We start from the raw sequence: 25,794 nt of genomic DNA on the forward strand, positions 1-25,794 counted from the left end.
TGCGCGGGCCTAGCAGAGGCCGCTGGGAATCCCGCGCGCCGGCTGGGTCTCCTGGGTGGGCATCACCTGCGGGAACGGCACCCGGTAGGGGACCGCTGTCTTCGTCACGGTGCCCAGGACATAGTTGGGCACGCACTGGGGCAGCTTCTGGACGGCGTTGATCGCGGGGTGGCTGAGGTTGGGGCGCGATGAGTTTGGCGGGACCGCGAAGTTGAACGTCGAGGTCATGTCACCGACCAGGCCGTTGCGCCAGGCGCTGATGTTGGGGACCGGAACGCCAAACCGCGTCTCGATCAACTTCAGTTGAGAGGTGTGGTCGAACGTGTCGTGGACCATCAGCGGGCCCCGGCTGTAGGGCGAGATGACAAAGCATGGCACGCGATAACCCAAACCGATCGGTCCACGTATGCCACCGGAGCCGGTGACCGCGTCGATGTTGGGCACGGTGATCCACTCGCCGGGAGTTCCCGGGGGAGCCGTGGTCGGCGTGACATGGTCGAAGAATCCGCCGTTCTCGTCGTAGCTGACGATGAGCGCCGTCTTTTCCCACACCGCCGGATTGGAAAGCAGGATCCGCAGCACGTCCACAATCGCCACGGCGCCCACATTCACCGGGAACGCCGGGTGCTCGGACAACAGGAACCCCGGCAGCACCCAGGAGACCTTGGGCAGCCGGTTGTTGCGGACATCGGAAACGAAGTCTCTGGGGTAGGTCGGCGCGATGCCGTAACGGGCTAGATTCGTCCGCGGATTTTGGGCCTGCTTGAAATCATTTAGCATCCCGTCATAGCCGATGACCGTATTGTTCAGCGCCACCAGCAGCTTGTTCTGGTAGATCTTCCAGCTGACCCCGGCATCCTCGAGATTGTCGGGCATGGTGCGCCAACTGAACCGCCCCTGGGGTTGGATGTTGGGGTCTACCAGCAGCGGCCCCCCGTTGGCGCCATCGGGATCGATAGTGCCGCTCATCCAATAGAGCCGGTTCGGCGACGTCCCTTCGATGAGCGAGCAAAAGTAGCCGTCGCAAATCGTGAACGTATCGGCCAGCAGGTAGTGGATCGGGATGTCTTCGCGCTGGTAATAGCCCATCGTCACCGGGGTGTTGCCCTGCAGCGCACTGACCGCGGCTTGGGCCGGCAGCCAGTTGTCGTTGCCGCCGTTGTTCCAGGCGTTGTGCATGGCGATCCAGTCGTGTCCTGGGTCGTTGACACACTCACCGGAAACGAGCGGGCCCCGCGTGGTGTCGAAGCGGTAGGGGATCGTGGTTCCGGCCGGATCGTTGGACTGTGTTTGGGGGTTCCAGCCTTTTTGGGCGAATAGCGGTGAGCCGCTGTCGAATCCGTTGGTGCCCGAAAGCTTGCCGAAGTAGTGGTCGAACGACCGGTTCTCCTGCATGAACAACACGATGTGCTCGATGTCGCTCAGGTGACCCGAACATGGCCCTGCTGCGTAGGCCTTTTCGATGACCGGGCCGGCCAAGGACATGAAGGCACCGGCCCCGCTGGCGGCGGCGTCCTTGGCCAAAAACTCGCGACGCGACATCGCATCGACGGGGCTCTTGCTCACCGCCTACCTTCCCTGTGCGTTTGTGGGAGGAACGGTATACGCCGGCGATGCTTTGCTGTGCCAAGTCGACCGGCGTGTTGGAGGCAAGCTCGGATTCGCTGTCGGCCGATGCGGTTCGGCACCGGCGGGACCGGGAGCGTTTCATGATGCTGGCGTAGCGGCGGCAACGGCGCCTGGCTGTTCGAAGCCAACGGGGCTTGGCCGCCGCGTCGTTACACCAGCCAGGCCGCCGCATCGGGCGCCAACGCGCCGTCGACCAGTGGCGCGCTGGCCAGCAGCAGCTCGCCGTCCGGGAGCGTCAGCGGGCGGTCGCCGGCGTTGAGCGCGCACACCAACCCAGCCGGGCGGCGAAATATCAGCGCGCCGCGTGGGGCGCTCAGCCACCGGATTTCGTTTCCGTTGAATTCCCTACGCTCCCTGCGTAATTCGATCGCACGCCGGAAAACGCCAACGTCGAACCGGCATCCTCGAGCTGCTTTTCGACGGTCAGCTCCGCCCATTCGGGCGGCATCGGCAACCAGGTGTCAGCGCAGCTGGAGAACCCGAACGGGGGAGTCGTACCCGACCACGGCATCGGGACCCGGCACCGGTCACGGCCGCGTTCGGTACGTCCGGAACGTTCCCAGGTCGGGTCCTGCAACACCTCGTCGGGCAGGTCCACATCCGGCAGCCCGAGTTCCTCCCCGTTGTAGAGGAACACGGCGCCCGGCAGGGCGAGCATGAGCATCGCCATGGCACGGGCCCGGTGCAGCCCCGTGGTCCCGCCGCCGTAGCGGGTGACCTCCCGGCCCACATCGTGATTGGCCAGTGTCCAGGTGGGAGCGGCGTTCGCCATCGCGGCGGCCTGAAGCGAGTTCTGCACCGCCGTGTGAATCTCGGCCGCATCGAAGTCGGTTCGCGCCAGCCGGAAATTGAAACCCAGATGCAGCTCATCGGGTCGCAGATACTGCGCCCAGCGAGCGTTGTCGTGTACCCACACCTCGCCGACGGTCACCGCGGCCGGGTACTCATCGATGACCGTCCGGATATCGCGGTGAATCGCGTGCACATTCGGGTGGTTGAAGCGCGGATCGTCGTCGGTGTGGCGCAATACCTCTGCGACGTCCGATGTATCCGGAAGCCCGGGTGGTTTGGCCATGCCGTGCGCAACGTCGATTCGGAAGCCGTCCACCCCGCGTTCCAGCCAGAAGCGCAGCGTTTTCTCGAAGTCGTCGAAGACGTCGGGGTTGTCCCAGTTCAGATCTGGTTGCTCGGTATCAAACAGATGCAGATACCACTGGCCGGGCGTGCCGTTCGGATCGGTCACCCGGGTCCACGCCGGTCCGCCGAAGACTGACTCCCAGTTGTTGGGCGGCCGCACGCCGCCGGGGCCGCGCCCGTCGCGGAAGAAGTACCGATCTCGGTCGATGCTGCCTGGTCCTGCGGCAAGCGCGGCCTGAAACCAGGGATGCGCCGAACTGGTGTGGTTGGGCACCACGTCCATGATGATCTTGATGCCGCGCCGGTGCGCTGCCGCGATGAGCCGCTCGAGTGCGGCCATGCCGCCGAACAGTGTGTCGACGTCGCGGGGATCGGAGACGTCATAGCCATGGTCGGCCATCGGCGACACCGTGACGGGGTTCAGCCAGATCCCGTCGACACCGAGGTGGGCCAGGTGATCGAGCCGGGCCGCGACCCCGCCCAAGTCACCAACACCGTCGCCGCTGCTGTCCGCGAACGATCGGGGATAGACCTGGTAGAAAACCGCGGTGGACCACCACGGCTTCGCTTCGTCGCCGTCGGCCGCCATCAAAATGGTGAGTTGACCAGTGAGTGGGCGGCCATTTCCAGGTAGTCGAGCAACTCGCGACGATGATCGTCGTCCAGGGTCTGCGAATCGACGGCAGCGACGGCCGTGTGCATGCACCGCAGCCAGGCGTCGCGCTCGATCGGCGTGATCCGGAAAGGCATGTGCCGCATCCTCAGCCTGGGGTGTCCGCGCTGCTCAGAATAGGTGCGCGGGCCGCCCCAATACTGCTCGAGGAACATCCGCAGGCGTTCTTCCGCGCCCGATAGGTCCTCTTCGGGATACAGCGGGCGCAATATCTCGTCCTCGGCGACCAGCTCGTAGAAGCGGGACACGATTGTTTCGAAGGTTTTGGCCCCCCCGACGGCGTCGTAGAAGGGCTCGGTCATCTGATCCATCCCTTCCATTGTGGGCCATTTGTCTTGGCTGGCTGTTGCGGGCGACCCGTTAGACCCTGTTGTTCACCCAAGTGACACGGCGTCGACGTGGCAAAAGGCGTGCGGTCGGCGGCGAATCGTGGTGGACTGTTGCCCGGAGGATCTATGGCGCAGGGCAAGAAGCGCCGCGGCCACCGCAACCACGGTGCCGCGGCCAGCATGACTGGGACCGCGTCATGTCTGCACAGTGTCGATACGCATCCGCCCAACCGCCACGAGACCGCGTCGATCTGGAGTCGCCGGCGGGTGCTGCTGCTGAACTCCACCTACGAACCGCTCACCGCCTTGCCGATGCGCCGGGCGATCGTCATGGTGATCTGTGGCAAGGCTGACGTGGTGCACGACGACCCGGCGGGGCCGGTCATCCACTCGGCGACCCGCACCATCGTGGTTCCTTCGGTAATCCAACTGCGGACCTACGTTCGGGTGCCCTACCGCGCCCGGGTTCCGATGACCTGTGCCGCGCTGATGCACCGTGACCGTTTCTGCTGTGCCTACTGCGGGGCGAAAGCCGACACCGTCGACCACGTCGTGCCGCGCAGTCGCGGGGGTGAGCATTCGTGGGAGAACTGCGTCGCCTGCTGCTCAGCGTGCAATCACCGCAAGGGTGACAAGCTGCTCACCGAACTTGGCTGGTCACTGCGCCGAACGCCGCTGCCGCCGACCGGTCAGCACTGGCGGCTGCTCTCGACGATCAAGGAATTGGACCCATCCTGGGCCCGGTACCTCGGCGAGGGCGCTGCCTAGCGTTGTCATCGCGACTGGCCGACACCGTCGCGGCGATCATATTCGTGTCCTAACTGCGCCGGGTGAACCCTCGGTGGGATACGGTTTGGGGCGTGAGCGTTATGGAGATTCATCTCTTTTTCGTCGGAATACCGTTGTTCTTGGTGGTTGTCCTGGGAGCGATCTTCTTGACCCGCAAGGGACCGCACCCGGCCACCTACGAACTGTCGGAGAAATGGACGCATTCCCCGATCCTGTGGGCCGCCACCGATGAGGCTGTCGGAGACGCCCACGGACACGGCGGGCATGGTTCCTCGGAATTCTCAGTTGGAGGTGGCGCCAGTGGCACATGGTGACGTAGCGACGATCGAGCCCACCGACCTGCCGCGGGGTTCGGTATTCACCAGCAGCGGACGGATATCCAGGGTGACCGAACCCGGGGAATTGTCCGTGCACTACCCGTTCCCGATCGACGACCTCGTGGCCGTCGATGACGCCCTGAAGTACGCCTCGCGTGCGTCCAACGCGCGCTTCGCGGTGTACCTCGGCGATCTGGGTAGTGACACCGCCGCTCGTGCGCGCGCGATCTTGGCCAAGGTGCCGATACCCAACGACGCGGTGCTGGTTGCGGTCTCACCCGACCAATGCGCCGTCGAGGTTGTCTATGGCGCGAACCTGCGGGGGCGCGGCGCCGAGTCGGCGGCTCCGTTGGGAGTTGCCGCCGCCACGTCGGCGTTCGAGCAGGGCAACCTGATCGATGGGCTGGTCAGCGCGATCCGCGTGCTCAGCTCGGGAATCACCCCGGCCTAGTCGCCACGCGTCTGCCCGCGAGGGTGCGCAGCTGTACGCCCAACACGGCGTGTCGGCGTACGGTTGCGCACCCTCGCGAGGGCACACGGCCGCGCTAGAGCGCGGCGTCGGACCGTCGGGCTCGCAACGACCGCTTGACCGCGGCCTGGCCCTCGGACACCAGCCGCCGCAGCGCGGGTGCTAGCTCGGGGTCGGACAGGAATCGGTCGGCGGCGGCAACGCCTTCCTCGGTGATGTCCCAATAGGGGTACAAGCCGATCACCACCGATTGGGCGACCTCGCTCGATCGGCGCTCCCATACCCCGAGAATCACCTCGAAATAGCGGGCGGTGAAGGGTTTGAGCAGCTCACCTTGTCCGCGGGCGCCGATTCCCGCGATGATGGCTCGGCCGGTGGCGTTGGCCAGCGTGTCATCCTCGACCACCGTGGTGAACGCGCGGTCTTTGACCGGGAACTGCGGCCGCGCCGCACGGGCGTGCGCACTGCTGCGCTTGCCGGTGGCGGTCGGGTCGCGCTTTTCCTCGGCGTCGATGCGGGGTGACGCCGGTCCATCGCTGTCGATGACGCCGGCGGTCGCCAGCGCGGTGACGATGCGCCAGCGCAGGTCCATATCGACTTCTAGGCCGGCCAATCCCAACTCGGCCGGGTCATTGTCCAGCAGCGCCGCCAGCGTCTCCACATGGCGGGGCGAGAGCACCGACGTGCACAGCGCGTTGATGAAGGCCAGCTGATGATCGGACCCGGCATCGGCCGCGCGGGCCAATTCCACCAGCAGATCGGCGAACTGCGGCCAACCCGTTTCGCTGGCCCAACCCGGTTCGGCGTAGGAACCCAGCGCCGTCTGGGCATGCAGCAGCAGTCGCTGTGCCACGCCGACTTCCGTCTCGGCGTGAATGCCACCTGACACCAGCGACACGAAGTCACGCGCACGCAGCTCGGCCTCGCGTGTCATCTCCCAGGCCGCAGACCAAACCAGGCTGCGCGGCAACGGTTCGGCGATGTCGCCGATGCGCCCCAACGCCGTTTGCAGCGAGTCACCGTCGAGCCGCAGCGAGCAATAGGTCAGGTCGTCATCGTTGACCAGGATGAGTTTCCCGCGAGGCACACCAACCAGGGCAGGGACTTCCGACTCCGTCCCGGCGACGTCGAGTTCTTCTCGATGAACTCGCACCAACTTTCCAGACCCGCCGGCGACATCGTCGTCGTAGATGCCCACCGCCAGCCGATGCACCCGGGTCTCGCCCGCACCGGGCGCCGCGCCACTTTGCTGCACCACAAACCGGGTAAACCTGCCGTCGGCATCGACGTCGAAGTCTGGGCGCAGCGTGTTGAGACCGGTGGTCTTGAGCCACTGCTGACCCCAATTGGACAAGTCGCGCCCGGATGCCTTTTCCAGTGCGGTGATCAGATCGCTGAATGTCGCATTGCCGAATGCGTGGGCACGGAAGTAGTCGCGCAGCCCGGCCAGGAAGTGCTCGAGTCCGACATAGGCGACGAGCTGCTTGAGCACCGAAGCGCCTTTGGCGTAGGTGATCCCATCGAAGTTCACCTCCACCGCCGCCAGGTCGGGAATGTCCGCGGCGATCGGATGGGTCGAGGGCAGCTGGTCTTGCCGGTAAGCCCAGGATTTCTCGACCGTGGCGAAGGTTGTCCAGGCCTCGGTGAATTCCGTGGCCTCGCTTTGGCACAGCACCGAAGCGAAAGTCGCGAAGGATTCGTTGAGCCACAAGTCGTCCCACCAGGTCATGGTGACCAGGTCGCCGAACCACATGTGCGCCATCTCATGCAGCACCGTCTCGGCGCGCCGCTCGTAGGAGGCCCGGGTGACCTTGCTGCGGAACACGTAGTCCTCGAGGAAAGTCACCGCGCCGGCGTTCTCCATGGCACCGGCATTGAACTCCGGGACGAACAACTGGTCGTACTTGCCGAACGCGTAGGGAATGCCAAAGTGCTTGTGGTAGAAGCCAAATCCCTGCTTGGTTTGGGTGAACAACCGCTCGGCGTCCATGTACTGCGCCAGCGACGCGCGGCAGTAGATGCCCAGGGGAATGCCGCCGTGTTCGTCGCTGTAGGTGTCGTTCCAGACTGCGTACGGTCCAGCGACCAGCGCCACCAGATAGGTGCTCATCCGGGGGGTGACCCCGAAGCTGTGCACGGCGGCCGACTGGCTCTGTGAGACCTCGACCGCGGCGGCGTTGGATACCACCTTCCAGTGTTGAGGCGCGGTCACCCGGATCTCGAAAGTGGCCTTCAGATCGGGCTGATCGAAGCAGGCGAACATGCGCTTGGCATCGGCGGTCTCGAACTGCGAGTACAGGTAGGCCTCGCCGTCAACCGGGTCGACGAAACGATGCAGGCCTTCGCCGGTATTGGAGTACCTGCAGTCGGCATCGACGATGACGACATTGCGATGAGACAGCCCGCGCAGGGGGATTCCGGTGGATTCGTCGTAACCAGAGACATCGAGCTCTTGGCCGTTGAGACTGGCGCTGCGGACGCCCTCGGCGGCGATGTCGATCACCGTATCGGCGCCGGGTAGCGCGTCGAACATCACGGTGGTGGTCGAGCGGAACGTGCGCTCGCCGGTCACATCGAGGTTGACCTGGTAACTGTCGACCGTGATCAGGGCGGCGCGTTCGACAGCTTGATCCCGGGTGAGGTTTGGAACAGCCACGGCGTCCAAGATATCGGCTGCGATGGCACTGCACACGACAGCCCCGCTGCAAGATCGTGGTAGGGCTGGCCGGCGCTGTGGTCAGTGGTGCCCTGGGCAAGCGGGCCTAACTCGATTCGTCTGCCCGCGATAATCATCCACTGGTGAATTACCTTCCCCTACAACGCATTTACGAGAAAATGGGGTGCCGACTCGGCTAGGGTGTGGTGCCAATGCTCTCGAATTTTGATGGTCGGTAAGTGCTAGCGGCGCCGTGGCTGATAGGAGACTGAGCAATGTCCTTTGTGGTGGTGGACCCGGAGCTGGTGGCGGCGACGGCAGCGGATTTGGCCAATGTCGGTTCGACGATCGGTGCGGCCAATGGTGCCGCGGCGGCTACGACGAGGGCGGTGCTTGCCGCGGGGGGCGATGAGATCTCGGCGGCCGTAGCCGCGTGCTTCGAGGCGCAGGCTGAGGCCTATCAGGCCTTCGGTGCCCACACGGCGGCACTTCACGACCAGATCGTGGGGGCGTTGACTGCGGGTGCGGGCGGCTATTCCGCAGTTGAGGCGGCCAACACTTCGCTGCAGCAGGCCGCGAATCTGGTGACCTCTCCAGTTCAGACACTTACCGGGCGGCCATTGTTCGGCAATGGCGCCGATGCGACGACCTCGGGCGCCAACGGCAGAAATGGTGGGTGGCTCATCGGTAGCGGCGTGGCCGGCCAGGCCGGCGGCAGTGGCGGTAGCGCCGGGCTCATCGGTGATGGCGGTAACGGCGGCACGGGTGGGTTTGGTGCGGCAGGGGGTACCGGTGGCGCGGGCGGGATGCTGTTCGGCAATGGCGGCAACGGCGGCGCGGGGGGCGTTGGTGTCACCGCGGGCCTAGGTGGCAACGGCGGTGCCGGCGGCAGTGCGGGGCTGTGGGGTCACGGCGGCAACGGCGGAATCGGCGGGGCAGGCGGGGCCGGGGCCGATGGCGTCAATCCCGTCCCGGCTGACGCCCCATTCAGCTACGCCGATAGTGGCCAGCAGGGTCACGACGTCATCGATGGCACCGCTGCTGGCGGTCACGCCGGCGCCGACGGCACTACCGCCGGGGAGATCGGCGGCGTGGGTGGCCGCGGCGGCGCCGCCTGGGCCCAATCACCAACGGGTACCCCCAATGTTACCGGTGGTGCAGGTGGCGGCGGCGGTGACGGGGGCTCCGGCGCGATGGGCGGCGGTGGCGGTGCGGGCGGCGACGCCACCGCAGGGACCGGGGCGGTTGCCACTGGTGGTGCTGGTGGCGGCGGCGGCGCCGGCGGCGCCGGAGCCATCGGCGGGGCCGGCGGAGCGGGCGGTTCCGCCGGTACCGTGCTCGGCACCGGCAGTGCCCACGGCGGGGCCGGCGGGGCCGGCGGGCGGGCGGGGCGGGTGGCATCGGTGGCGCGGGGGGGCAGCGCGGATGTGAACGCGAATGTCTTTCCCGGGCAATCCGCGACCGGCGGCAACGGGGGTATGGGCGGACGCGGCGGTGATGGCGTTGCTGCCGGCCTTGCCGGCGATGGCGGCAAGGGTGGTGTCGGCGGTCGGGGTGGACTGCTGTTCGGAGATGGCGGCATCGGCGGTGCCGGTGGTGGCGGCGGTATCGGTGGAACCGGCGCTGTCGGTGGCGGGGGTGGTGCCGGCGGAGCCGCTGGCGACGGCGCGTTCGGCGGTGGCCCGTTCCATATGGGGCAGGGTGGTGTCGGCGGCGATGGCGGCGATGGCGGTGATGGCGGTGCCGGCGGTGATGGCGGCAACGGCGGAAATGGCGGCGCCGGTGGTGCGGGCGGGCTGATCGGTCACTCCGGTGGTTCGGGGCTCGGCGGTGCAGCGGGCGGTGGCGGAAGCGGCGGGGCCGGTGGCTTGGGCGGCGCCGGTGGGTTCGGTGAGGGTGGGGGTGCTGCGGCCGGTGCCAACGGTGCGACCGGTGCGACCGGCAACTCGGGCCACTCCGGCCAGGCCGGCTGACCGGGGAGAAAATGCATCTCCCTCGGTGGGGCGATCCGGGAACAATCAGCGGGTGGCCCCGGTTGCGCTGAATTGACCACTGACGAGAGGACCGCACGCCATGCCCGATCAGGCCGCCGAAAAATCTATTGCCGACTTCTGGTTCGACCCGCTGTGCCCGTGGTGCTGGATCACCTCGCGCTGGATCCTCGAGGTGGAGAAGGTCCGCGACATCGAAGTGAACTTCCGGGTGATGAGCCTTGCCATCCTGAACGAGAATCGCGAAGGTCTGCCCGAGCAATATCGCGAAGCCATGGCCAAGGCGTGGGGACCGGTGCGGGTAGCGATTGCGGCGGAGCAGGCGCACGGTGCCGGTGCGCTGGCCTCGCTCTACACCGCGATGGGCACCCGGATTCACAACGAGGGCAATAAGGACCTCGATGAGGTGATCAAGCTGTCGCTGGCCGACGCTGGTCTGCCCGCCGATCTGGCTGCGGCCGCCACCAGCGACGCCTATGACGATGCGCTGCGCAAGAGCCACCATGCCGGGATGGACGCGGTGGGCGATGACGTCGGCACCCCGACCATCCACGTAAACGGTGTGGCCTTTTTTGGGCCGGTGCTGTCGCGGATTCCGCGGGGCGAACAAGCCGGCAAGCTGTGGGACGCCTCGGTGACCTTCGCCGCCTACCCGCATTTTTTCGAGCTCAAGCGCACCCGCACCGAGCCACCCGAATTCGACTGAGCGCGGGTGCGTAACGGTCTGACGCCGCTTGGCCAAGCGCTGAACAACGGCGGTCAGGCGCATCTATAATCCGGCCAGTGTCGATTCCCGGCCGATCGGATGTGCGGAATTATGACTGTGCGGCCCGCTAGGTAGTCGTCGATGACTACCCCGCTGGATCAGCCCCCAGCTACCGATCCACGGGCGAGCAAGAAGCGTCCCGACCGCACCCGCTGGCTGTATTTCGCGGTCATCGGCGCGGTGATCCTCGGGGTGATCGCCGGGCTGGCTGTGCCGTCGATCGGCCCACACGTCGCGGTACTGGGGACGACATTCGTCAACCTGATCACCATGATGGTTGCGCCGGTCATCTTCTGCACCATTGTGTTGGGCATCGGTTCGCTGAACCGGGCCGCGCTGCTCGGAAGGTCGGGGGACTGGCGTTCCTCTATTTCTTGGTGATGTCAACGGCGGCGCTGGGGATCGGCCTTTTCGTCGGCAACCTGATTGGGACGGTTCGCGGTCTGCATCTGTCCGTCGAGTCAATGGGCAGCGGCGTCGAGGTGGCCGACGCGGCGCCGCCGTCGGGCTGGATGCACGGCCTGCTCGATCAGGTCATCCCCACCTCGTTGTTGTCGGGCCTGACGAATGGCAACGTGCTGCAGGCACTGTTTGTCGCGCTGTTGGTCGGCTTCGCGGTCCAGGGCATGGGCGCTGCGGGTGAGCCCATCCTGCGCAGCGTCGAGTACCTGCAGAAGCTGGTTTTCAAGGTGCTTGGCATGCTGCTGTGGCTGGCGCCCATCGGCGCATTCGGCTGGATCGCCAGCATCATCGGGGCCACCGGTTGGGGTGCCGTGGCCAACCTGCTGATCCTGTTGGTCGACTTCTACCTCACGTGTGCGGTGTTCGTGTTCGGTGTGCTGGGCGTGTTGCTCTACCTGGTTTCCGGGGTGTCGATCTTCCGGCTGGTGCGCTACCTGGCCCGGGAGTATCTGCTGATCTTTGCCACGTCGTCGTCAGAGGCAGTGTTGCCGCGACTTGTCGCCAAGATGAAGCACCTGGGCGTCGAACCCGCGACCGTCGGGGTGGTGGTGCCCGTCGGGTATTCGTTCAACCTCGATGGCACCGCGCTGTATCTGACCATGGCGTCGCTGTTCATCGCCGACGCACTCGGACGGCCGTTGGCGTGGGGCGAGCAGATCTCGCTACTGGTGTTCATGATCTTTGCCTCCAAGGGCGCCGCCGGGGTGAGTGGTGCGGGTCTGGCCGCGTTGGCCAGCGGCTTGCAGGCCTATCGTCCCGAGCTCCTCGGTGGTGTCGCGCTGGTCGCGGGAACAGACACCTTCATGAAGGAGGCCCGTTCGCTGACGAACTTTTCCGGCAACGCGGTCGCGACGATCCTGGTGGGTTGGTGGACCAAGACGATTGACCGGTCAAAGGTCGACGCGGTACTGCACGGCCGCGATCCGTTTGACGAGTGGACCATGATCGATCGGGACGACGCGCCGCCGAGAGGTGTTGCCGAGTCTTGAGCGGGCCGAGCCCGCCGGTTCGCCCAACGTGGCGCGACACGCCGCGCTTTGCATAGCTGACTTCCGCCAGGGAAGGATGTCGGGCGTGCGCGTCTACCTGGGGGCCGACCACGCCGGCCTGGAGCTCAAACAGCAGATCATCGAGCACCTGAAAGCAACTGGGCACGAGCCGATCGACTGCGGTGCATTCACCTATGACGCCGAGGACGACTACCCGGCGTTTTGCATCGCCGCGGCGCAACGCACCGTGGCAGACCCGGGCAGCCTGGGCATCGTGCTGGGCGGATCGGGCAATGGTGAGCAGATAGCCGCCAACAAGGTCCCCGGTGCCCGCTGCGCCCTGGCCTGGAGCGAGCAGACCGCATCGTTGGCGCGCGAGCACAACAACGCGCAGCTCATCGGCATCGGCGGTCGGATGCACACCGTTTCCGAGGCGCTGGCTATCGTCGACGCCTTCCTGTCCAAACCGTGGTCGAAAGCCGAGCGGCATCAACGTCGAATCGACATCTTGTCCGAGTACGAGCGGACCCACCAAGCGCCGCCGGTGCCCGGCGCTCAGGACTGATAGCTCCTATGCCCGAAGGGCATACGTTGCACCGGTTGGCGCGGTTGCATCAGCGCCGGTTCGCCGGTGCGCCGGTGGTGGTATCGAGTCCGCAGGGCAAATTCGCGGACTCGGCCGGCGCGGTAGATGGCCGAGTGTTGCGCGCCGCCAGCGCATGGGGCAAGCATCTGTTCCATCACTATGCCGGCGGTCCGGTGGTGCACGTGCACCTCGGTCTCTACGGGGCTTTCACCGAATGGGCACGTTCTGCCGGTGAGCTTCTTCCCGACCCGGTCGGGCAGGTGCGGATGCGGATGGTTGGTGCCGAATACGGCACCGACCTGCGCGGTCCCACCGTATGCGAGGTGATCGACGACGCCCAGGTCGCCGATGTGCTCGCCCGGCTGGGACCTGACCCCTTGCGTAAGGATGCCGACCCGTCGTGGGCGTGGGCTCGGATCGCCAAGTCGCGCAGGCCGATCGGTGCACTTCTGATGGACCAGAAGGTGATGGCGGGGGTCGGCAACGTCTATCGCAGCGAGTTGTTGTTTCGGCACCGCATCGACCCGTACCGCAGCGGTCAGCGGATCACCGAAGCGGAGTTCAGCGCGGCCTGGACCGATCTGGTGGCACTGATGAAAGTCGGTTTGCGCGGCGGCAAGATCGTTGTGGTGCGTCCCGAACATGACCACGGGGCACCGTCGTACGCGGCGGGACGGCCTCGCACCTACGTGTATCGGCGTGCGGGAGATCCATGCCGGGTGTGTGGGGCCACGGTCGGTACGGCCGTACTCGAGGGCCGCAACGTCTTTTGGTGCCCCTCCTGTCAGGCGTGATCTTGATCACTGTCTAGGTGCGCAACGTGGCGTCACCTGACTTGCGTTCTGGCACTTCGGTTGTCCGCCGCGGGTTGGGCACGATTCTTCAGATTGGCTACAGGTTGGCCGGGTAAGCCTGGTGCCTATGAAAACTTACCCGCGTTTAGCTGCAACAGGTATGGCAATGGCCCTTGGTCTGGGGCTAGCCGGAGTAGGCGTCGCGTCCGAGGCTGCGGCGCAGCCCGGCGCCCCCACGCAGTGGTGCCCGGGCGACTTCTGGGATCCCGGCTGGGGTGAAAACTGGGACATGGGTCACTGTCACGACAACTGGCGTGGGCCAGGACCCAACCCGCAGCCTGGTCACGCAGGTCCTGGAGGGCCGGGAGAGCCCGCACCTGGGCAGCAGGGACCGGGTGGTCCCGGGGGCCGGGCGGGCGGCCCGGCGGGCCCGGCGGGCCTGGGGGACCGGGCGTTGGGCCGGGAGCGCCGGGGGGTCCGCACTGATCCCTGACGACGCACAGCCGAATGGCCGCACCCTGCCGACATCGGTTCGGCAGGGTGCGTTCGTTCGGGTTGGCCGCGGCGAGCTAGTCCGCGGCAACGTCAAGTGCCGCGTAGACCTCGTTGCTCAACGCGACGCTGCGCGGGTCGGCGTTGGCCTTGCTGGCGTCGAAGCGGTTCATTACGTACGCGTAGCCGATCCGGTGTTCGAGGTCGACGAAACCGAACGACCCGCCCAGGCCGCCATGGCCGAAGATTTTCTGGTTGGGACCGTTTACGGCGCGCTGGTTGAGCATGTACCCGAAGCCCCAGCCGTGATCGGCGACCCGCGGCCCCAGCACCAGGTCGGTGTCGAAGCCGCCCTGCGAGACCCGGACCAGATCCATGTGCTCGCGGCTCAGCAGTTTCTCCTGCGCCAGTGCGTTGTAGAACGTTGCCAATCCCAGCGCGGAGACCTGCGCGTTGGTGCCGGGGAACTCCAGCTGGCGCCACAGGTGCAGGTCGTTGGAGCCAAGTTCGTCATCGGGGGCAAACCCCATCGCAATCGACAGCCCCGCCTTGGGGTGGTCGTCGAGGCTGGTGGGGTCGCTGGGGGCTTGCACATCGGCCAGCAGGTCTCGGGCGTGCGGCTTGTTGACCCGCTCGGCGCAGCGGCTCTGGTCGAAGGGGGACAGGCCGATGTGGACGTCGGCGCCGATCGGTTCGGCGATCTCGGTGCGCAGATACTGCCCGACCGTGCGCCCGGTGATCCGGCGGAATACCTCGCCGAGGATGAAACCGAACGTGGTCATGTGGTAGCCCTGGGCGCTACCCGGCTCCCACCGCGGCTCGGCCAAGGCCAATTGCTCGCACACGAAATCCCAGTCGGTGACCTGTTGCCAGCTCATTCGCGCGTTGGGGCCGATCACACCGGAGCGGTGGCTGAGCACCATGGCCACGGTGATGGCTTCCTTGCCCGCCTGCCCGAATTCGGGCCAATAGCGGGCGACCGGAGCGTGTAAGTCCAGCTCACCGCGGTCGGCGAGCTGGTGGACGCAGGTGGCCGTGAGTGCCTTGCTGCCGGACAACACGGTGGTCAGGGTGTCCTGCCGCCACGGCCGGGCACCGGCGGCGTCCGCCGAACCGCCCCAGAGATTGACGACCAGATCACCGTCCACCCACACCGCGACGGCTGCTCCGACCTCCATGCACTGGGCGAAGTTCCGTTCAAAGGCAGCACGCACTCTTTGGAACTTCCGCGCACATGAGCCGTAAATATCGACGTCGCTCATGGCGCCTTTCTGTGGTGCATAGGCCGTGCTTGGAGCGGGCGACGGGAATCGAACCCGCGTAGCTAGTTTGGAAGACTAGGGCTCTACCATTGAGCTACGCCCGCATGTAGTAAGTCGATCGAAACTCTACGTGGTGGCTGAGATCAAATCTAATCGACGCAGTCATGTGACCGCTTGGGACGCGGCGCGACTTCCTCGAGGGCCCTGCCGGACCCTGGAGGTCCTTGCAGGCCCGCCGCCGCCGGGCCGTAGGATCGCGAGTTCAGTCCGGGGTGTAGCGCAGCTTGGTAGCGCATCCGCTTTGGGAGCGGAAGGCCGCAGGTTCAAATCCTGTCACCCCGACCAACTCACCGCGACGAACAACCACCAAGGAGCAGATCCGTGAAGAGCAGTGTCGAGCAGTTGAGCCCCACCCGGGTTCGCATCAAGGTGGAGGTGCCCTTCGCCGAACTCGAGCCTGATTTCCAGCGGGCCTACAAAGAGCTGGCCAAACAGGTGCGGTTGCCCGGCTTCCGGCCGGGGAGGGCGCCGGTCAAGCTTCTCGAGGCTCGCTTTGGCCGGGAAGCGATGTTGGACCAGATCGTCAACGATGCCGTGCCCAGCCGGTACGGCCAGGCGTTGGCAGAGTCCGAGATCCAGCCGCTGGGCCGACCGGACATCGAGGTGACTCAAAAGGAGTATGGCCAGGACCTGGCCTTTACCGCTGAGGTGGACGTTCGACCGGAAATTGCGCTGCCGGACCTGACCGGGCTGTCGGTTTCGGTGGATGCGATCGAGGCCACCGACGACGAGGTCAACGCCGAGTTGGAGTCGTTGCGCGCCCGGTTCGGCACGCTGACCGGAGTGGAGCGCCCGGTGGCCACGGGGGATTTCATCTCGATCGACTTGTCGGCGGCTGTCGACGGCGAGGACGTGCCTAACGCCGCCGCCGAAGGGTTGTCCCACGAGGTCGGCTCCGGCCGGCTTATCGCGGGTCTCGACGATGCGGTGGTCGGATTGTCGGTGGACGAGTCGCGGGTATTCACCGCCAAGCTGGCGGCCGGAGATCACGCCGGGCGCGATGCCGAGGTCACTGTCACGGTCAAGTCGGTCAAGGAGCGCGAGCTGCCCGAACCCGACGACGAGTTTGCGCAGTTGGCCAGTGAGTTCGACACCATCGACGAGCTGCGCGCAAGCCTTCGCGAGCAGGTGCTGCAAGCCAAGCGGGTCGGCCAGGCGGAGCAGATTCGCAACGCCACCATCGACGCCCTGCTCGAGCGGGTCGACGTGCCGACGCCGGAGTCGTATGTGCAGGCGCAGTACGAGGGTGTGCTGCACAGCGCGCTCAGCGGCATCAACAACGACGAGGCCAGGTTCAACGAACTGCTCGTTGAGCAAGGATCTTCGCGTGAAGCGTTCGACGCTGAGGCCAGGACCGCCTCGGAGAAGGACGTCAAGCGGCAGTTGCTGCTGGACGCCCTGGCCGATGACCTCAAGGTCCAGGTCGGTCAGGACGACCTGACCGAACGCCTGGTCCTCACGTCGCGCCAGTACGGCATCGAACCGCAACAGCTGTTTGCCTACCTGCAGGAAAACAACCAGCTTCCGTCGATGTTCGCCGACGTTCGGCGCGAGTTGGCGGTCAAGGCCGTGGCCCAGGCCGCGACGGTGACCGACACCGACGGCAACACGATCGACACCAGTGAGTTCTTCGGCAAGCCGCCGGAGAACGACGTAACGGACTTGTTGGACGACGACGCTGACGAAGACGCCGGCGTGGACGCCGATGGGGATGCAGAAAACTCAGCAGAGCCCGTCGACGCGGACAGCGCCGACGCGGCCCAGGGGGCCGGCTAAGGCCACATGGCATGACGCTGTGAGCGAACGCGCCGACTTCAGGGGGTGCGTGGGCGCCACACAGTGGGTGCGGTTGGTTAGGGTCGGACACAGAAGAACTCGAGAAAGCAGGTAACCCAGTCGTGACTGACATGCGTTCGAACTCGCAGGGTCTCAATCTCACGGACTCGGTCTATGAGCGCTTGCTCTCCGAGCGCATCATCTTCCTGGGGTCGGAGGTGAACGATGAAGTCGCCAACCGGCTGTGCGCGCAGATTCTGTTGCTCGCCGCCGAAGACGCCAGCAAGGACATCAACCTCTACATCAACTCGCCGGGTGGATCGATCAGCGCCGGCATGGCGATCTACGACACCATGGTGCTGGCCCCCTGCGACATCGCGACGTATGCGATGGGCATGGCCGCCTCGATGGGCGAGTTCCTGCTGGCAGCGGGTACCAAGGGCAAGCGTTACGCGTTGCCACACGCCCGCATCCTGATGCACCAGCCGCTGGGTGGGGTGACCGGTAGTGCGGCCGACATCGCGATTCAGGCCGAGCAGTTCGCCGTCATCAAGAAGGAGATGTTCCGGCTCAACGCCGAATTTACCGGCCAGTCGATCGAACGTATCGAGGCGGATTCGGATCGCGACCGCTGGTTCACCGCCCCCGAAGCTCTGGAATACGGTTTCGTCGATCACATCATCACCCGCGCCGCCCACGTCAACGGAGAAGCACAGTGAATCCTCAGGTCCAGCCCCAGGCGCGGTACATCCTGCCGTCGTTCATCGAGCACTCCACCTTCGGGGTCAAGGAATCCAACCCGTACAACAAGCTGTTCGAGGAACGCATCATCTTCCTCGGCGTCCAGGTCGACGACGCGTCGGCGAACGACATCATGGCGCAGCTGCTGGTGCTGGAGTCGCTGGACCCCGATCGTGACATCACCATGTACATCAACTCGCCGGGTGGCGGGTTCACCTCGTTGATGGCGATCTACGACACCATGCAGTACGTGCGGGCGGACATCCAGACGGTATGTCTGGGACAGGCCGCTTCGGCCGCGGCGGTGTTGCTGGCCGCGGGAACCCCGGGCAAGCGTATGGCGCTGCCCAATGCGCGAGTGCTGATCCACCAGCCGTCGTTGTCGGGTGTCATCCAGGGACAGTTCTCCGACCTGGAGATCCAGGCCGCCGAGATCGAACGGATGCGCACCCTGATGGAGTCCACGCTGGCCCGCCACACCGGCAAGGATCCCTCGGTGATTCGCAAGGACACCGACCGGGACAAGATCTTGACCGCCGAAGAGGCAAAGGACTACGGGATCATCGACACGGTTCTGGAGTACCGGAAACTCTCGGCCCAGAACGCCTGAGGCGGCGGCCGGAATTTCGTTGACGGGCGACGGTCGATACGGCCGCGCTCGGTTGTCTTAGTCGAGGTCTGACCCGGCGAGTTGGCTCTCGTCGGGGTCGGGGCTCTCGTCAGAGTCGGGGCGGGGAAAGCGCCGCAAGCCCAGGACGAACGCGGCCGCCAGTAGCACCGAGGCGCATCCCAGCGCGATTCGGACGCCCTGCATGAAGTCCGAATCGGCGGCGCTGACGATATTGGTTTCCTGCGCCGACGTGATGCGGTGTCGCGGCCCGATGAAGGCGGCGTGCGCATGCGGATTGGCGCTGTTCACGATGGTGTCGACAACGATCGAGCGCACGACGGGATCGGGCAGGTCATCTTCCATGCTTTCCGGCAGTGTGGCGCCCAACCATGCGGCCAGAATCGAGCCCAAGAAGGCGACGCCAAAAATTTCGCCCATGGACCTTTGTAGGTTGAGCAGGCCGGCGGCCATGCCGGCGCGGTGATCATCAACCTTGGTCATACCAAGGTGTAGCAGCGGTGTGACGCTGCCGCCGGCCCCCGCGCCGAAGACGGTCAGTCCCATCAGGGCGAGCGCGGGTACATGGCCCATCGCGGTGACGAACAGCACCAGCCCGGTGACCATGGCAGCCAGACACGTGACCACCGGCAGCCGCGGGCCCCATTTGTTGACCGCCGCGCCCGCCAGCAGGCTCGCCATCCCAAATCCCGCGGGCACCGGCAACATCATCAGGCCGGCGTGCAGCGGTGACAGGTCGCGCACATTCTGGAAGAACTGCGTGATCACCATCAGCGTCCCAAAGAAGCAGGACATCACCACGAAATAGACGATCAGCACGGACCGATAGACCGACTCGGTGAACAGCTGGAGATCGATCAACGGAAACGGGGCGCGCCGTTCATGCCGGATGAAAGTCCACAACAACGCGACGATGATCAGAAGCAGTGAGGTCAGCACGATGGCCGACCGCTGCTGAAACCGAGGTGCCTCGATGATCGTGTACGCCAACACCGCGATCCCGGGCACGAAGGTCAGCTGTCCCACCCAATCCAGCTCGGTCGGGTCGGGATCCCTGGACTCGTCGACACCGATCAGCGTCAGCACCAACACGATCGCGCCGAGCGGCACGTTGACCGCGAACACGCTGCGCCAGCCAAGGGTCTCCACCATCAGTCCGCCCAGCGCCGGTGCCGACGCGGCGCCGACCATCCCAATGGCCATCCAGTCCGCGATGGCCCGGGCCTTCATGCGCTGATCGGGAAAGGCGTGGCTGAGCAGGGCAAGTGACAACACCGATATGAACGATGCGTCCAGGCCCTGGATCACTCGGGCCGCGGTGAACATACCGAGATTGATCGGGAGCACGCACACCACCGAGCTTGCGACGAACAGGGCCAGTCCGACAAAGAATCCCCGCCTGCGGCCGTAGCGGTCGCCCAGCAAGGCGCAGCTCATCAGCATGGCCGCCATCCCCAGGCTGTAGCCGGCGACTGCCCACTGAAGACCTTGCTCGCCGATGTGAAACACCCTTTGGATACTGGGCAATGCGACGTTGACGATATTGACGTCCACGAACACCATGAAGATCCCCAGCCCCGTTGCCGCCACGGTCAGCCGCTGGCGTCGGGTCATGGCGACGTTGTCCGCGGCGGGGGCAGTGGCGGGTACCTCAGCGCTGCCTGACGTGGTTGGGGGTTCGCCGATTTCGCCTGGGTTGCTCATAGCTCGCCTTGACCTTTCGCGTGGACAGGGAATGCGGCTAGAAGTTCGTCGGCTGGGTTTGACGGCTTTGATCAGCCCGCGGATCGGGGAGCAGGCCAGGACCCCAGGGCGGACCACGAGGCCGGTCGGCGGCCGGCGCCGCTAAACCATGCGTTGCCGAGCATCGCTCTCACAATGGTCAACACTAGGGAAACTGACGTAGTGGCAACGGCGTTTTACGCAGCTTTTCCAACGCCGGCCCGGCGAGGAGGGGGGAAGGGGTCACCTGTGGACGCTGCGAGACTGGGCGAGGCCGACAGCGCGCCGCCGACCTCGATCAGTGCGGAAAACATCAGCCAACCGCGCAACGTCGCTGTAGGGTGGTCGCCTTGGGGGCTTGGTAGCCATGAGTTTCGCCAGCTGACGGGCCTCGGTGGCGTAACGACCACGACACGCCAGAGAAACGTACAGCGCGTCTCGGCGAGTGGTGGGAGCTGTTGGGCTATATGTTGCATTCAGACGAAAGGCACGAATAACCCAGCGAATACCAAGGACGCTATTCGGTGTTAACGGTCGCGGTGGGCTGGAGCAAGCGGGTAGCGTCGGGGGATACACGCGGCACGGCAAGACGAACGGCGAACAGGAAGTAGGCCCTCACCCAAAATGGCGCGCATAGGAGACGGCGGCGACCTGCTGAAGTGCTCGTTCTGCGGAAAGAGTCAGAAACAGGTCAAGAAGCTCATAGCTGGCCCCGGTGTGTACATCTGTGATGAGTGCATCGATCTGTGCAACGAGATCATCGAAGAGGAACTCGCTGACGCCGACGATGTGAAACTCGACGAACTGCCCAAACCGGTCGAGATCCGGGAATTCCTCGAGGGCTACGTCATCGGCCAAGACACCGCGAAGCGCACGCTCGCCGTCGCGGTCTACAACCACTACAAGCGGATCCAGGCCGGCGAGAAGTCTCGCGATTCCAGGTGCGAGCCCGTGGAGCTGACCAAGTCCAACATCTTGATGCTCGGGCCTACCGGATGCGGTAAGACCTACCTGGCCCAGACCCTGGCCAAAATGCTGAACGTGCCGTTCGCGATCGCCGACGCCACCGCGCTGACCGAGGCGGGTTATGTGGGTGAAGACGTCGAGAACATCTTGCTCAAACTCATTCAGGCCGCCGACTATGACGTGAAGCGTGCCGAGACCGGCATCATCTACATCGACGAGGTGGACAAGATCGCTCGCAAGAGCGAGAACCCCTCCATCACGCGCGACGTCTCCGGTGAGGGTGTTCAGCAGGCCCTGTTGAAGATTCTCGAGGGCACCCAAGCTTCGGTGCCCCCGCAGGGTGGCCGCAAGCATCCGCACCAGGAATTCATCCAGATCGACACCACGAACGTGCTTTTCATTGTCGCGGGTGCATTCGCCGGGCTGGAGAAGATCATTTACGAGCGGGTCGGCAAGCGCGGTCTGGGCTTCGGCGCCGAAGTGCGCTCCAAGGCCGAGATCGACACCACCGACCACTTTGCCGATGTGATGCCCGAGGATCTGATCAAGTTCGGTTTGATCCCCGAATTCATCGGTCGGCTCCCGGTCGTTGCCTCCGTCACCAACCTGGACAAAGAGTCCTTGGTCAAGATCTTGTCCGAACCCAAGAACGCGTTGGTCAAGCAGTACACCCGGCTCTTCGAAATGGACGGTGTGGAGCTGGAGTTCACCGATGACGCGCTGGAAGCGATCGCCGACCAGGCGATTCACCGCGGCACCGGTGCTCGCGGGCTGCGGGCCATCATGGAAGAAGTCTTACTGCCGGTGATGTATGACATCCCGAGCCGTGACGACGTCGCCAAAGTGGTGGTCACCAAGGAGACCGTGCAAGACAACGTGTTGCCGACGATCGTGCCGCGCAAGCCGTCACGTAGTGAGCGCCGCGACAAGAGTGCCTAACCGGCGCTGATGCCGGGCGCTTCCGGTCGCAAGCCGGCGTCCTCGACCGAGTCGAGTGACGCAGCCTCATCTGATGCGATGGCGGCCTACGATGCGCTGCCGCGCAGAGTGGTCCATGCCCTGGACCTGGTGAACTTCTCGCTCGCTGACGTCCGCGATGGCTTGGGTCCCTACCTGTCGGTGTACCTGTTGGTGACCAACAACTGGGACCAAGCCTCGATCGGGTTTGTGATGGCCGTCGGCGGCATCGCGGCCATCGTGGCGCAGACACCGATGGGCGCGTTCGTGGACCGGACGAAGGCCAAGCGGGCGTTGGTCATCACCGGCGCCTTGGCGGTCACCGCGAGTGCGCTGGCGATGCCTCTGTTTCCCGAACTCCGCTCCATCTCGTTGCTGCAGGTGCTCACCGGGATCGCCAGCTCGGTCTTTGCTCCGGCGCTGGCCGCAATCACGCTGGGCATCGTAGGCCCGCAGCTGTTCGCCAGGCGGATCGGGCGCAACGAGTCCTTCAATCACGCTGGCAACGCCACGGCCGCCGCCATCACCGGTGGGTTGGCCTTCTTCTTCGGGCCGGTGGTGGTGTTCTGGGTGCTTGCCAGCATGGCGGTGATGAGCGTCGTGGCAACCCTGCGCATTCCGCATGATGCGATCGATCATGACCTGGCCCGCGGTATGGATCACGCGCCCGGGGAACCGCATGCTCAGCGATCGGGCTTTGGGGTGCTGCTGCACAACCGCACATTGATGATCTTCGCGGCGGCCATTGTCGCTTTCCACTTCGCCAACGCGGCCATGCTGCCGCTGGTTGGCCAGGTGCTGGCCCTGCACAACAGGGACGAGGGCACGGCGTTGATGTCGTGGTGCATCGTGGCGGCCCAGGTGGTGATGGTGTCCGTGGCGTACGTGACCGGGAGCAGGGCCGATGCCTGGGGACGAAAGCCGATCTTTCTGGTGGCGTTCGCCGTCTTGACCGCTCGTGGCTTCCTCTACACGCTGTCGGACAACTCGTACTGGCTGGTTGGGGTCCAGTTGCTCGACGGCATTGGCGCCGGCATCTTCGGAGCGTTGTTTCCGCTTATCGTCCAGGACCTCACCCACGGAACGGGTCACTTCAACATCAGCCTTGGCGCCATCACCACGGCGGTGGGGGTCGGCGCGGCGTTGTCCAACTTTGCTTCCGGCTGGGTGGTCGTCACTGCGGGCTACAACGTGGCCTTCATGTCCCTGGGTGCGATCGCTGGCGCGGGCTTCATCTTGTACTTGCTTGCGATGCCGGAGACGGCTTCGCAAGACTTGCCGGGCGTTGAGTTGCGGTGGATCTCCGCGGTGGCTGTGCGCGGCGGGCTGGCGTCGCGCGCCACGCTCGGCGCGGCCGGGGCGGAAGAAGTGACCAATACCACACTTTTCTTCGGCCGCCGTTATCGCCCCCTCTGACGTCGGGTTTGCGATGTATGTCCCATGTACACGGGACATTTCGGCGTCATTGTCCCCTTAAGGAGGTGACATGAGGTTGCCATACACTCCTTATGTAAGTGCCATAATCGGTACTGCCAGTGACACAAAATCGTGAGGGCGGGGAGCCACTCCGACGACGCGTAATCTAGAGATTTGGCGCGGAGTGCCTGTCCCCAGGTAGACGGAAGGGCGGAGACGTGGATCCGAACGGCAGCGAAGCCGGACCAGAGTCTCATACCGCGGCGACCCATGGCGGGCCTGACCGGCAGCGCCTGGAGAATGTGGTTATCCGTTTCGCCGGGGACTCCGGCGACGGCATGCAGCTGACCGGCGACCGATTCACGTCGGAGGCCGCGCTTTTCGGCAATGACTTGGCGACCCAGCCGAACTACCCCGCCGAGATCCGGGCCCCCGCAGGCACGCTTCCCGGGGTTTCGTCTTTTCAGATTCAGATTGCCGACTACGACATCCTGACCGCCGGTGACCGGCCCGACGTGCTGGTGGCGATGAATCCGGCCGCGCTGAAGGCCAATATCGGCGACCTGCCGCTGGGCGGGATGGTGATCGCCAACTCGGACGAGTTCACCAAGCGCAATCTGACCAAGGTGGGGTACGTAACGAACCCGCTGGAGTCTGACGAGCTCGAGGAATACGTCGTCCACTCCGTCCCGATGACCACGCTGACGCTGGGAGCCGTCGAAGCGATCGGCGCGTCGAAGAAGGACGGGCAGCGGGCCAAGAACATGTTCGCGTTGGGCCTGGTGTCCTGGATGTACGGGCGGCCGATACAGACCAGCGAGACGTTCATCAGGGAGAAGTTCGCCCGCAAGCCCGAGATCGCTGAAGCCAATGTGTTGGCCCTGAAGGCGGGCTGGAATTTCGGCGAAACCACCGAGGCTTTCGGCACCACCTACGAAGTACCCCCGGCGAAGCTTCCGCCCGGCGACTACCGGCAGATCTCCGGGAACACCGCGCTGGCCTACGGCATCGTCGCGGCCGGGCAGCTGGCCGACCTCCCCGTGGTGCTGGGCAGCTATCCCATCACGCCGGCGTCGGACATCCTGCACGAGTTGTCCAAGCACAAGAACTTCAACGTGACCACCTTCCAGGCCGAAGATGAGATCGGTGGCATCTGTGCCGCACTCGGCGCCGCCTATGGGGGCGCGTTGAGCGTCACCAGCACATCGGGACCCGGCATTTCACTCAAGTCGGAGGCGCTCGGGCTCGGCGTGATGACCGAGCTGCCGCTGATCGTCATCGATGTGCAGCGGGGAGGGCCGTCGACCGGTCTGCCCACCAAGACCGAACAGGCTGACCTGCTGCAGGCCCTATACGGCCGCAACGGTGAGTCGCCATTGGCGGTGCTGGCGCCGCGGTCGCCTGCCGACTGCTTTGAGACCGCTCTCGAGGCGGTGCGGATTGCGGTGTCGTATCACACGCCGGTGATCCTGTTGTCCGACGGTGCGATCGCCAACGGATCGGAACCCTGGCGCATCCCGAACGTCGCCGATCTGGCGCCGATCAAGCACACCTTCGCCACGCCCGACGAGCCCTTCCAGCCCTACGCCCGCGACCCGGAAACCTTGGCCCGCCAGTTTGCCGTGCCCGGCACTCCCGGGCTGGAACACCGCATCGGCGGACTAGAGGCCGCCAATGGAACGGGCGCCATCTCGTATGAGTCGACCAATCATGACCTGATGGTGCGGTTGCGGCAGGCCAAGATCGAGGGGATCAGTGTTCCCGATCTCGAAGTCGACGATCCGACCGGTGATGCCGAGTTGCTGATCATCGGGTGGGGCAGTTCCTACGGGCCCATCGGAGAAGCGTGCCGGCGGGCGCGGCGGCGCGGGACCAAAGTGGCGCATGCTCATCTGCGCTACCTCAACCCCTTCCCGGCGAATCTGGGCGAGGTGTTGCGACGTTACCCGCAGGTGGTGGCTCCGGAAATGAACCTGGGTCAGCTGGCGTTGGTGCTGCGTGGGAAGTATTTGGTCGACGTGCAGTCAGTCACCAAGGTCAAGGGTGTCTCGTTCCTGGCCGACGAGGTGGGGCGCTTCATCCGGGCCGCACTGGCCGGCAGACTGGCCGAACTCGAGCAAGACAAGATGATGGTCGCCAAGTTGTCGGCGGCGACGGTTGAAGCGGGAGTAGGCGCATGACCCGTGC

General features: G+C 65.3%; 18 protein-coding genes, 2 tRNA genes and 2 pseudogenes. 15 read left to right on the forward strand and 7 right to left on the reverse strand.

The window, feature by feature from the left end:
• Positions 1–9 precede the first annotated feature (9 nt).
• The 3 genes and pseudogenes from G6N41_RS13930 to G6N41_RS13940 all read right to left on the reverse strand — a co-directional run bounded on the left by G6N41_RS13930 (position 10) and on the right by G6N41_RS13940 (position 3,741).
• Positions 10–1,566: a phospholipase C gene (locus tag G6N41_RS13930; RefSeq protein ID WP_198913114.1), complete on the reverse strand. Its 1,557-nt coding sequence runs from the start codon at positions 1,564–1,566 to the stop codon at positions 10–12.
• 212 nt (positions 1,567–1,778) lie between these two features.
• Positions 1,779–3,355, reverse strand: a pseudogene (locus G6N41_RS13935) (glycoside hydrolase family 13 protein).
• Complete coding sequence (locus G6N41_RS13940) at positions 3,355–3,741, reverse strand: globin (protein ID WP_012395421.1); 387 nt, start codon at positions 3,739–3,741, stop codon at positions 3,355–3,357. The pseudogene G6N41_RS13935 and the gene G6N41_RS13940 overlap by 1 nt, the downstream one beginning before the upstream one ends.
• A 153-nt stretch (positions 3,742–3,894) precedes the next feature.
• On the opposite strand from G6N41_RS13940, the gene G6N41_RS13945 reads away from it, so the two are divergent.
• From G6N41_RS13945 to G6N41_RS13955, 3 genes are all read left to right on the forward strand, one after another.
• Positions 3,895–4,536 carry an HNH endonuclease gene (locus tag G6N41_RS13945; protein WP_198967866.1) on the forward strand — a complete coding sequence of 214 codons (642 nt, stop codon included), beginning with the start codon at positions 3,895–3,897 and terminating at the stop codon, positions 4,534–4,536.
• Between the two features lie 101 nt (positions 4,537–4,637).
• Complete coding sequence (gene ctaJ / locus G6N41_RS13950) at positions 4,638–4,871, forward strand: aa3-type cytochrome oxidase subunit CtaJ (RefSeq protein WP_038580242.1); 234 nt, start codon at positions 4,638–4,640, stop codon at positions 4,869–4,871.
• Positions 4,858–5,325 (forward strand): DUF5130 domain-containing protein, encoded by a 468-nt coding sequence (locus G6N41_RS13955; RefSeq protein WP_198913115.1) that lies wholly within the window; start codon positions 4,858–4,860, stop codon positions 5,323–5,325. Before ctaJ ends, G6N41_RS13955 begins: the two co-directional genes overlap by 14 nt.
• Positions 5,326–5,419: 94 nt before the next feature.
• Here the strand turns inward: G6N41_RS13955 and pepN are convergent, their stop codons facing one another.
• Positions 5,420–7,999 carry an aminopeptidase N gene (gene pepN / locus G6N41_RS13960; RefSeq protein ID WP_198913116.1) on the reverse strand — a complete coding sequence of 860 codons (2,580 nt, stop codon included), beginning with the start codon at positions 7,997–7,999 and terminating at the stop codon, positions 5,420–5,422.
• Positions 8,000–8,274: 275 nt separating this feature from the next.
• Between pepN and G6N41_RS13965 the strand changes: the two genes are divergently transcribed.
• The 5 genes and pseudogenes from G6N41_RS13965 (at position 8,275) to G6N41_RS13985 (ending at position 13,587) form a co-directional block, all read left to right on the forward strand.
• Positions 8,275–9,972: a PE family protein gene (locus G6N41_RS13965; RefSeq protein WP_198913117.1), complete on the forward strand. Its 1,698-nt coding sequence runs from the start codon at positions 8,275–8,277 to the stop codon at positions 9,970–9,972.
• Between the two features lie 100 nt (positions 9,973–10,072).
• Complete coding sequence (locus tag G6N41_RS13970; RefSeq protein ID WP_012395415.1) at positions 10,073–10,696, forward strand: Rv2466c family mycothiol-dependent reductase; 624 nt, start codon at positions 10,073–10,075, stop codon at positions 10,694–10,696.
• Between the two features lie 141 nt (positions 10,697–10,837).
• Positions 10,838–12,207: pseudogene (locus tag G6N41_RS13975) on the forward strand (cation:dicarboxylate symporter family transporter).
• Positions 12,208–12,292: 85 nt separating this feature from the next.
• A complete protein-coding gene (locus G6N41_RS13980) occupies positions 12,293–12,772 on the forward strand; it encodes a ribose-5-phosphate isomerase (protein ID WP_198913118.1) in 480 nt (159 codons plus the stop codon).
• Between the two features lie 8 nt (positions 12,773–12,780).
• The gene (locus tag G6N41_RS13985; RefSeq protein WP_012395412.1) at positions 12,781–13,587 is read left to right on the forward strand and encodes an Fpg/Nei family DNA glycosylase; all 807 of its coding nucleotides are present in this window, start codon (positions 12,781–12,783) and stop codon (positions 13,585–13,587) included.
• A 569-nt stretch (positions 13,588–14,156) separates the two neighbouring features.
• Here the strand turns inward: G6N41_RS13985 and G6N41_RS13990 are convergent.
• Positions 14,157–15,341: a serine hydrolase domain-containing protein gene (locus tag G6N41_RS13990; RefSeq protein ID WP_198913119.1), complete on the reverse strand. Its 1,185-nt coding sequence runs from the start codon at positions 15,339–15,341 to the stop codon at positions 14,157–14,159.
• Between the two features lie 30 nt (positions 15,342–15,371).
• A tRNA-Gly gene (locus G6N41_RS13995) sits at positions 15,372–15,445 on the reverse strand.
• Positions 15,446–15,609: 164 nt separating this feature from the next.
• On the opposite strand from G6N41_RS13995, the gene G6N41_RS14000 reads away from it, so the two are divergent.
• The 4 genes from G6N41_RS14000 (at position 15,610) to clpP2 (ending at position 18,528) form a co-directional block, all read left to right on the forward strand.
• A tRNA-Pro gene (locus G6N41_RS14000) sits at positions 15,610–15,686 on the forward strand.
• Positions 15,687–15,722: 36 nt separating this feature from the next.
• Positions 15,723–17,177 carry a trigger factor gene (gene tig / locus G6N41_RS14005; RefSeq protein WP_198913120.1) on the forward strand — a complete coding sequence of 485 codons (1,455 nt, stop codon included), beginning with the start codon at positions 15,723–15,725 and terminating at the stop codon, positions 17,175–17,177.
• A gap of 131 nt (positions 17,178–17,308) precedes the next feature.
• Positions 17,309–17,896, forward strand: a complete 588-nt coding sequence (gene clpP1 / locus G6N41_RS14010) for an ATP-dependent CLP protease proteolytic subunit ClpP1 (RefSeq protein WP_036426435.1) — start codon at positions 17,309–17,311, stop codon at positions 17,894–17,896.
• A complete protein-coding gene (clpP2, locus tag G6N41_RS14015) occupies positions 17,893–18,528 on the forward strand; it encodes an ATP-dependent CLP protease proteolytic subunit ClpP2 (RefSeq protein WP_198913121.1) in 636 nt (211 codons plus the stop codon). The genes clpP1 and clpP2 overlap by 4 nt, the downstream gene beginning before the upstream one ends.
• A gap of 57 nt (positions 18,529–18,585) precedes the next feature.
• Here clpP2 and G6N41_RS14020 read toward each other — a convergent pair whose 3' ends face one another.
• A complete protein-coding gene (locus G6N41_RS14020) occupies positions 18,586–20,160 on the reverse strand; it encodes an MFS transporter (RefSeq protein ID WP_198967867.1) in 1,575 nt (524 codons plus the stop codon).
• Positions 20,161–20,892: 732 nt separating this feature from the next.
• On the opposite strand from G6N41_RS14020, the gene clpX reads away from it, so the two are divergent.
• The 3 genes from clpX to G6N41_RS14035 all read left to right on the forward strand — a co-directional run bounded on the left by clpX (position 20,893) and on the right by G6N41_RS14035 (position 25,787).
• Positions 20,893–22,173: an ATP-dependent Clp protease ATP-binding subunit ClpX gene (clpX, locus tag G6N41_RS14025; RefSeq protein ID WP_036456241.1), complete on the forward strand. Its 1,281-nt coding sequence runs from the start codon at positions 20,893–20,895 to the stop codon at positions 22,171–22,173.
• A gap of 78 nt (positions 22,174–22,251) precedes the next feature.
• The gene (locus tag G6N41_RS14030; RefSeq protein WP_231608464.1) at positions 22,252–23,607 is read left to right on the forward strand and encodes an MFS transporter; all 1,356 of its coding nucleotides are present in this window, start codon (positions 22,252–22,254) and stop codon (positions 23,605–23,607) included.
• A gap of 218 nt (positions 23,608–23,825) precedes the next feature.
• Positions 23,826–25,787: a 2-oxoacid:acceptor oxidoreductase subunit alpha gene (locus tag G6N41_RS14035; RefSeq protein WP_198913122.1), complete on the forward strand. Its 1,962-nt coding sequence runs from the start codon at positions 23,826–23,828 to the stop codon at positions 25,785–25,787.
• Positions 25,788–25,794 lie beyond the last annotated feature (7 nt).

It is taken from the genome of Mycobacterium shottsii (assembly GCF_010728525.1).
GTDB classification, from domain to species: domain Bacteria; phylum Actinomycetota; class Actinomycetes; order Mycobacteriales; family Mycobacteriaceae; genus Mycobacterium; species Mycobacterium marinum.

Excerpts from the sequence above, each read along its gene's own strand:
- G6N41_RS14030 (WP_231608464.1), top strand. The coding sequence starts at position 22,252 with ATGGCGGCCTACGATGCGCTGCCGCGCAGAGTGGTCCATGCCCTGGAC.
- G6N41_RS14020 (WP_198967867.1), bottom strand. The coding sequence starts at position 20,160 with ATGACCCGACGCCAGCGGCTGACCGTGGCGGCAACGGGGCTGGGGATC.
- G6N41_RS13990 (WP_198913119.1), bottom strand. The coding sequence starts at position 15,341 with ATGAGCGACGTCGATATTTACGGCTCATGTGCGCGGAAGTTCCAAAGA.
- clpX (WP_036456241.1), top strand. The coding sequence starts at position 20,893 with ATGGCGCGCATAGGAGACGGCGGCGACCTGCTGAAGTGCTCGTTCTGC.
- G6N41_RS13940 (WP_012395421.1), bottom strand. The coding sequence starts at position 3,741 with ATGACCGAGCCCTTCTACGACGCCGTCGGGGGGGCCAAAACCTTCGAA.
- G6N41_RS13945 (WP_198967866.1), top strand. The coding sequence starts at position 3,895 with ATGGCGCAGGGCAAGAAGCGCCGCGGCCACCGCAACCACGGTGCCGCG.
- G6N41_RS13965 (WP_198913117.1), top strand. The coding sequence starts at position 8,275 with ATGTCCTTTGTGGTGGTGGACCCGGAGCTGGTGGCGGCGACGGCAGCG.
- G6N41_RS13985 (WP_012395412.1), top strand. The coding sequence starts at position 12,781 with ATGCCCGAAGGGCATACGTTGCACCGGTTGGCGCGGTTGCATCAGCGC.
- G6N41_RS13970 (WP_012395415.1), top strand. The coding sequence starts at position 10,073 with ATGCCCGATCAGGCCGCCGAAAAATCTATTGCCGACTTCTGGTTCGAC.
- ctaJ (WP_038580242.1), top strand. The coding sequence starts at position 4,638 with ATGGAGATTCATCTCTTTTTCGTCGGAATACCGTTGTTCTTGGTGGTT.
- clpP1 (WP_036426435.1), top strand. The coding sequence starts at position 17,309 with ATGCGTTCGAACTCGCAGGGTCTCAATCTCACGGACTCGGTCTATGAG.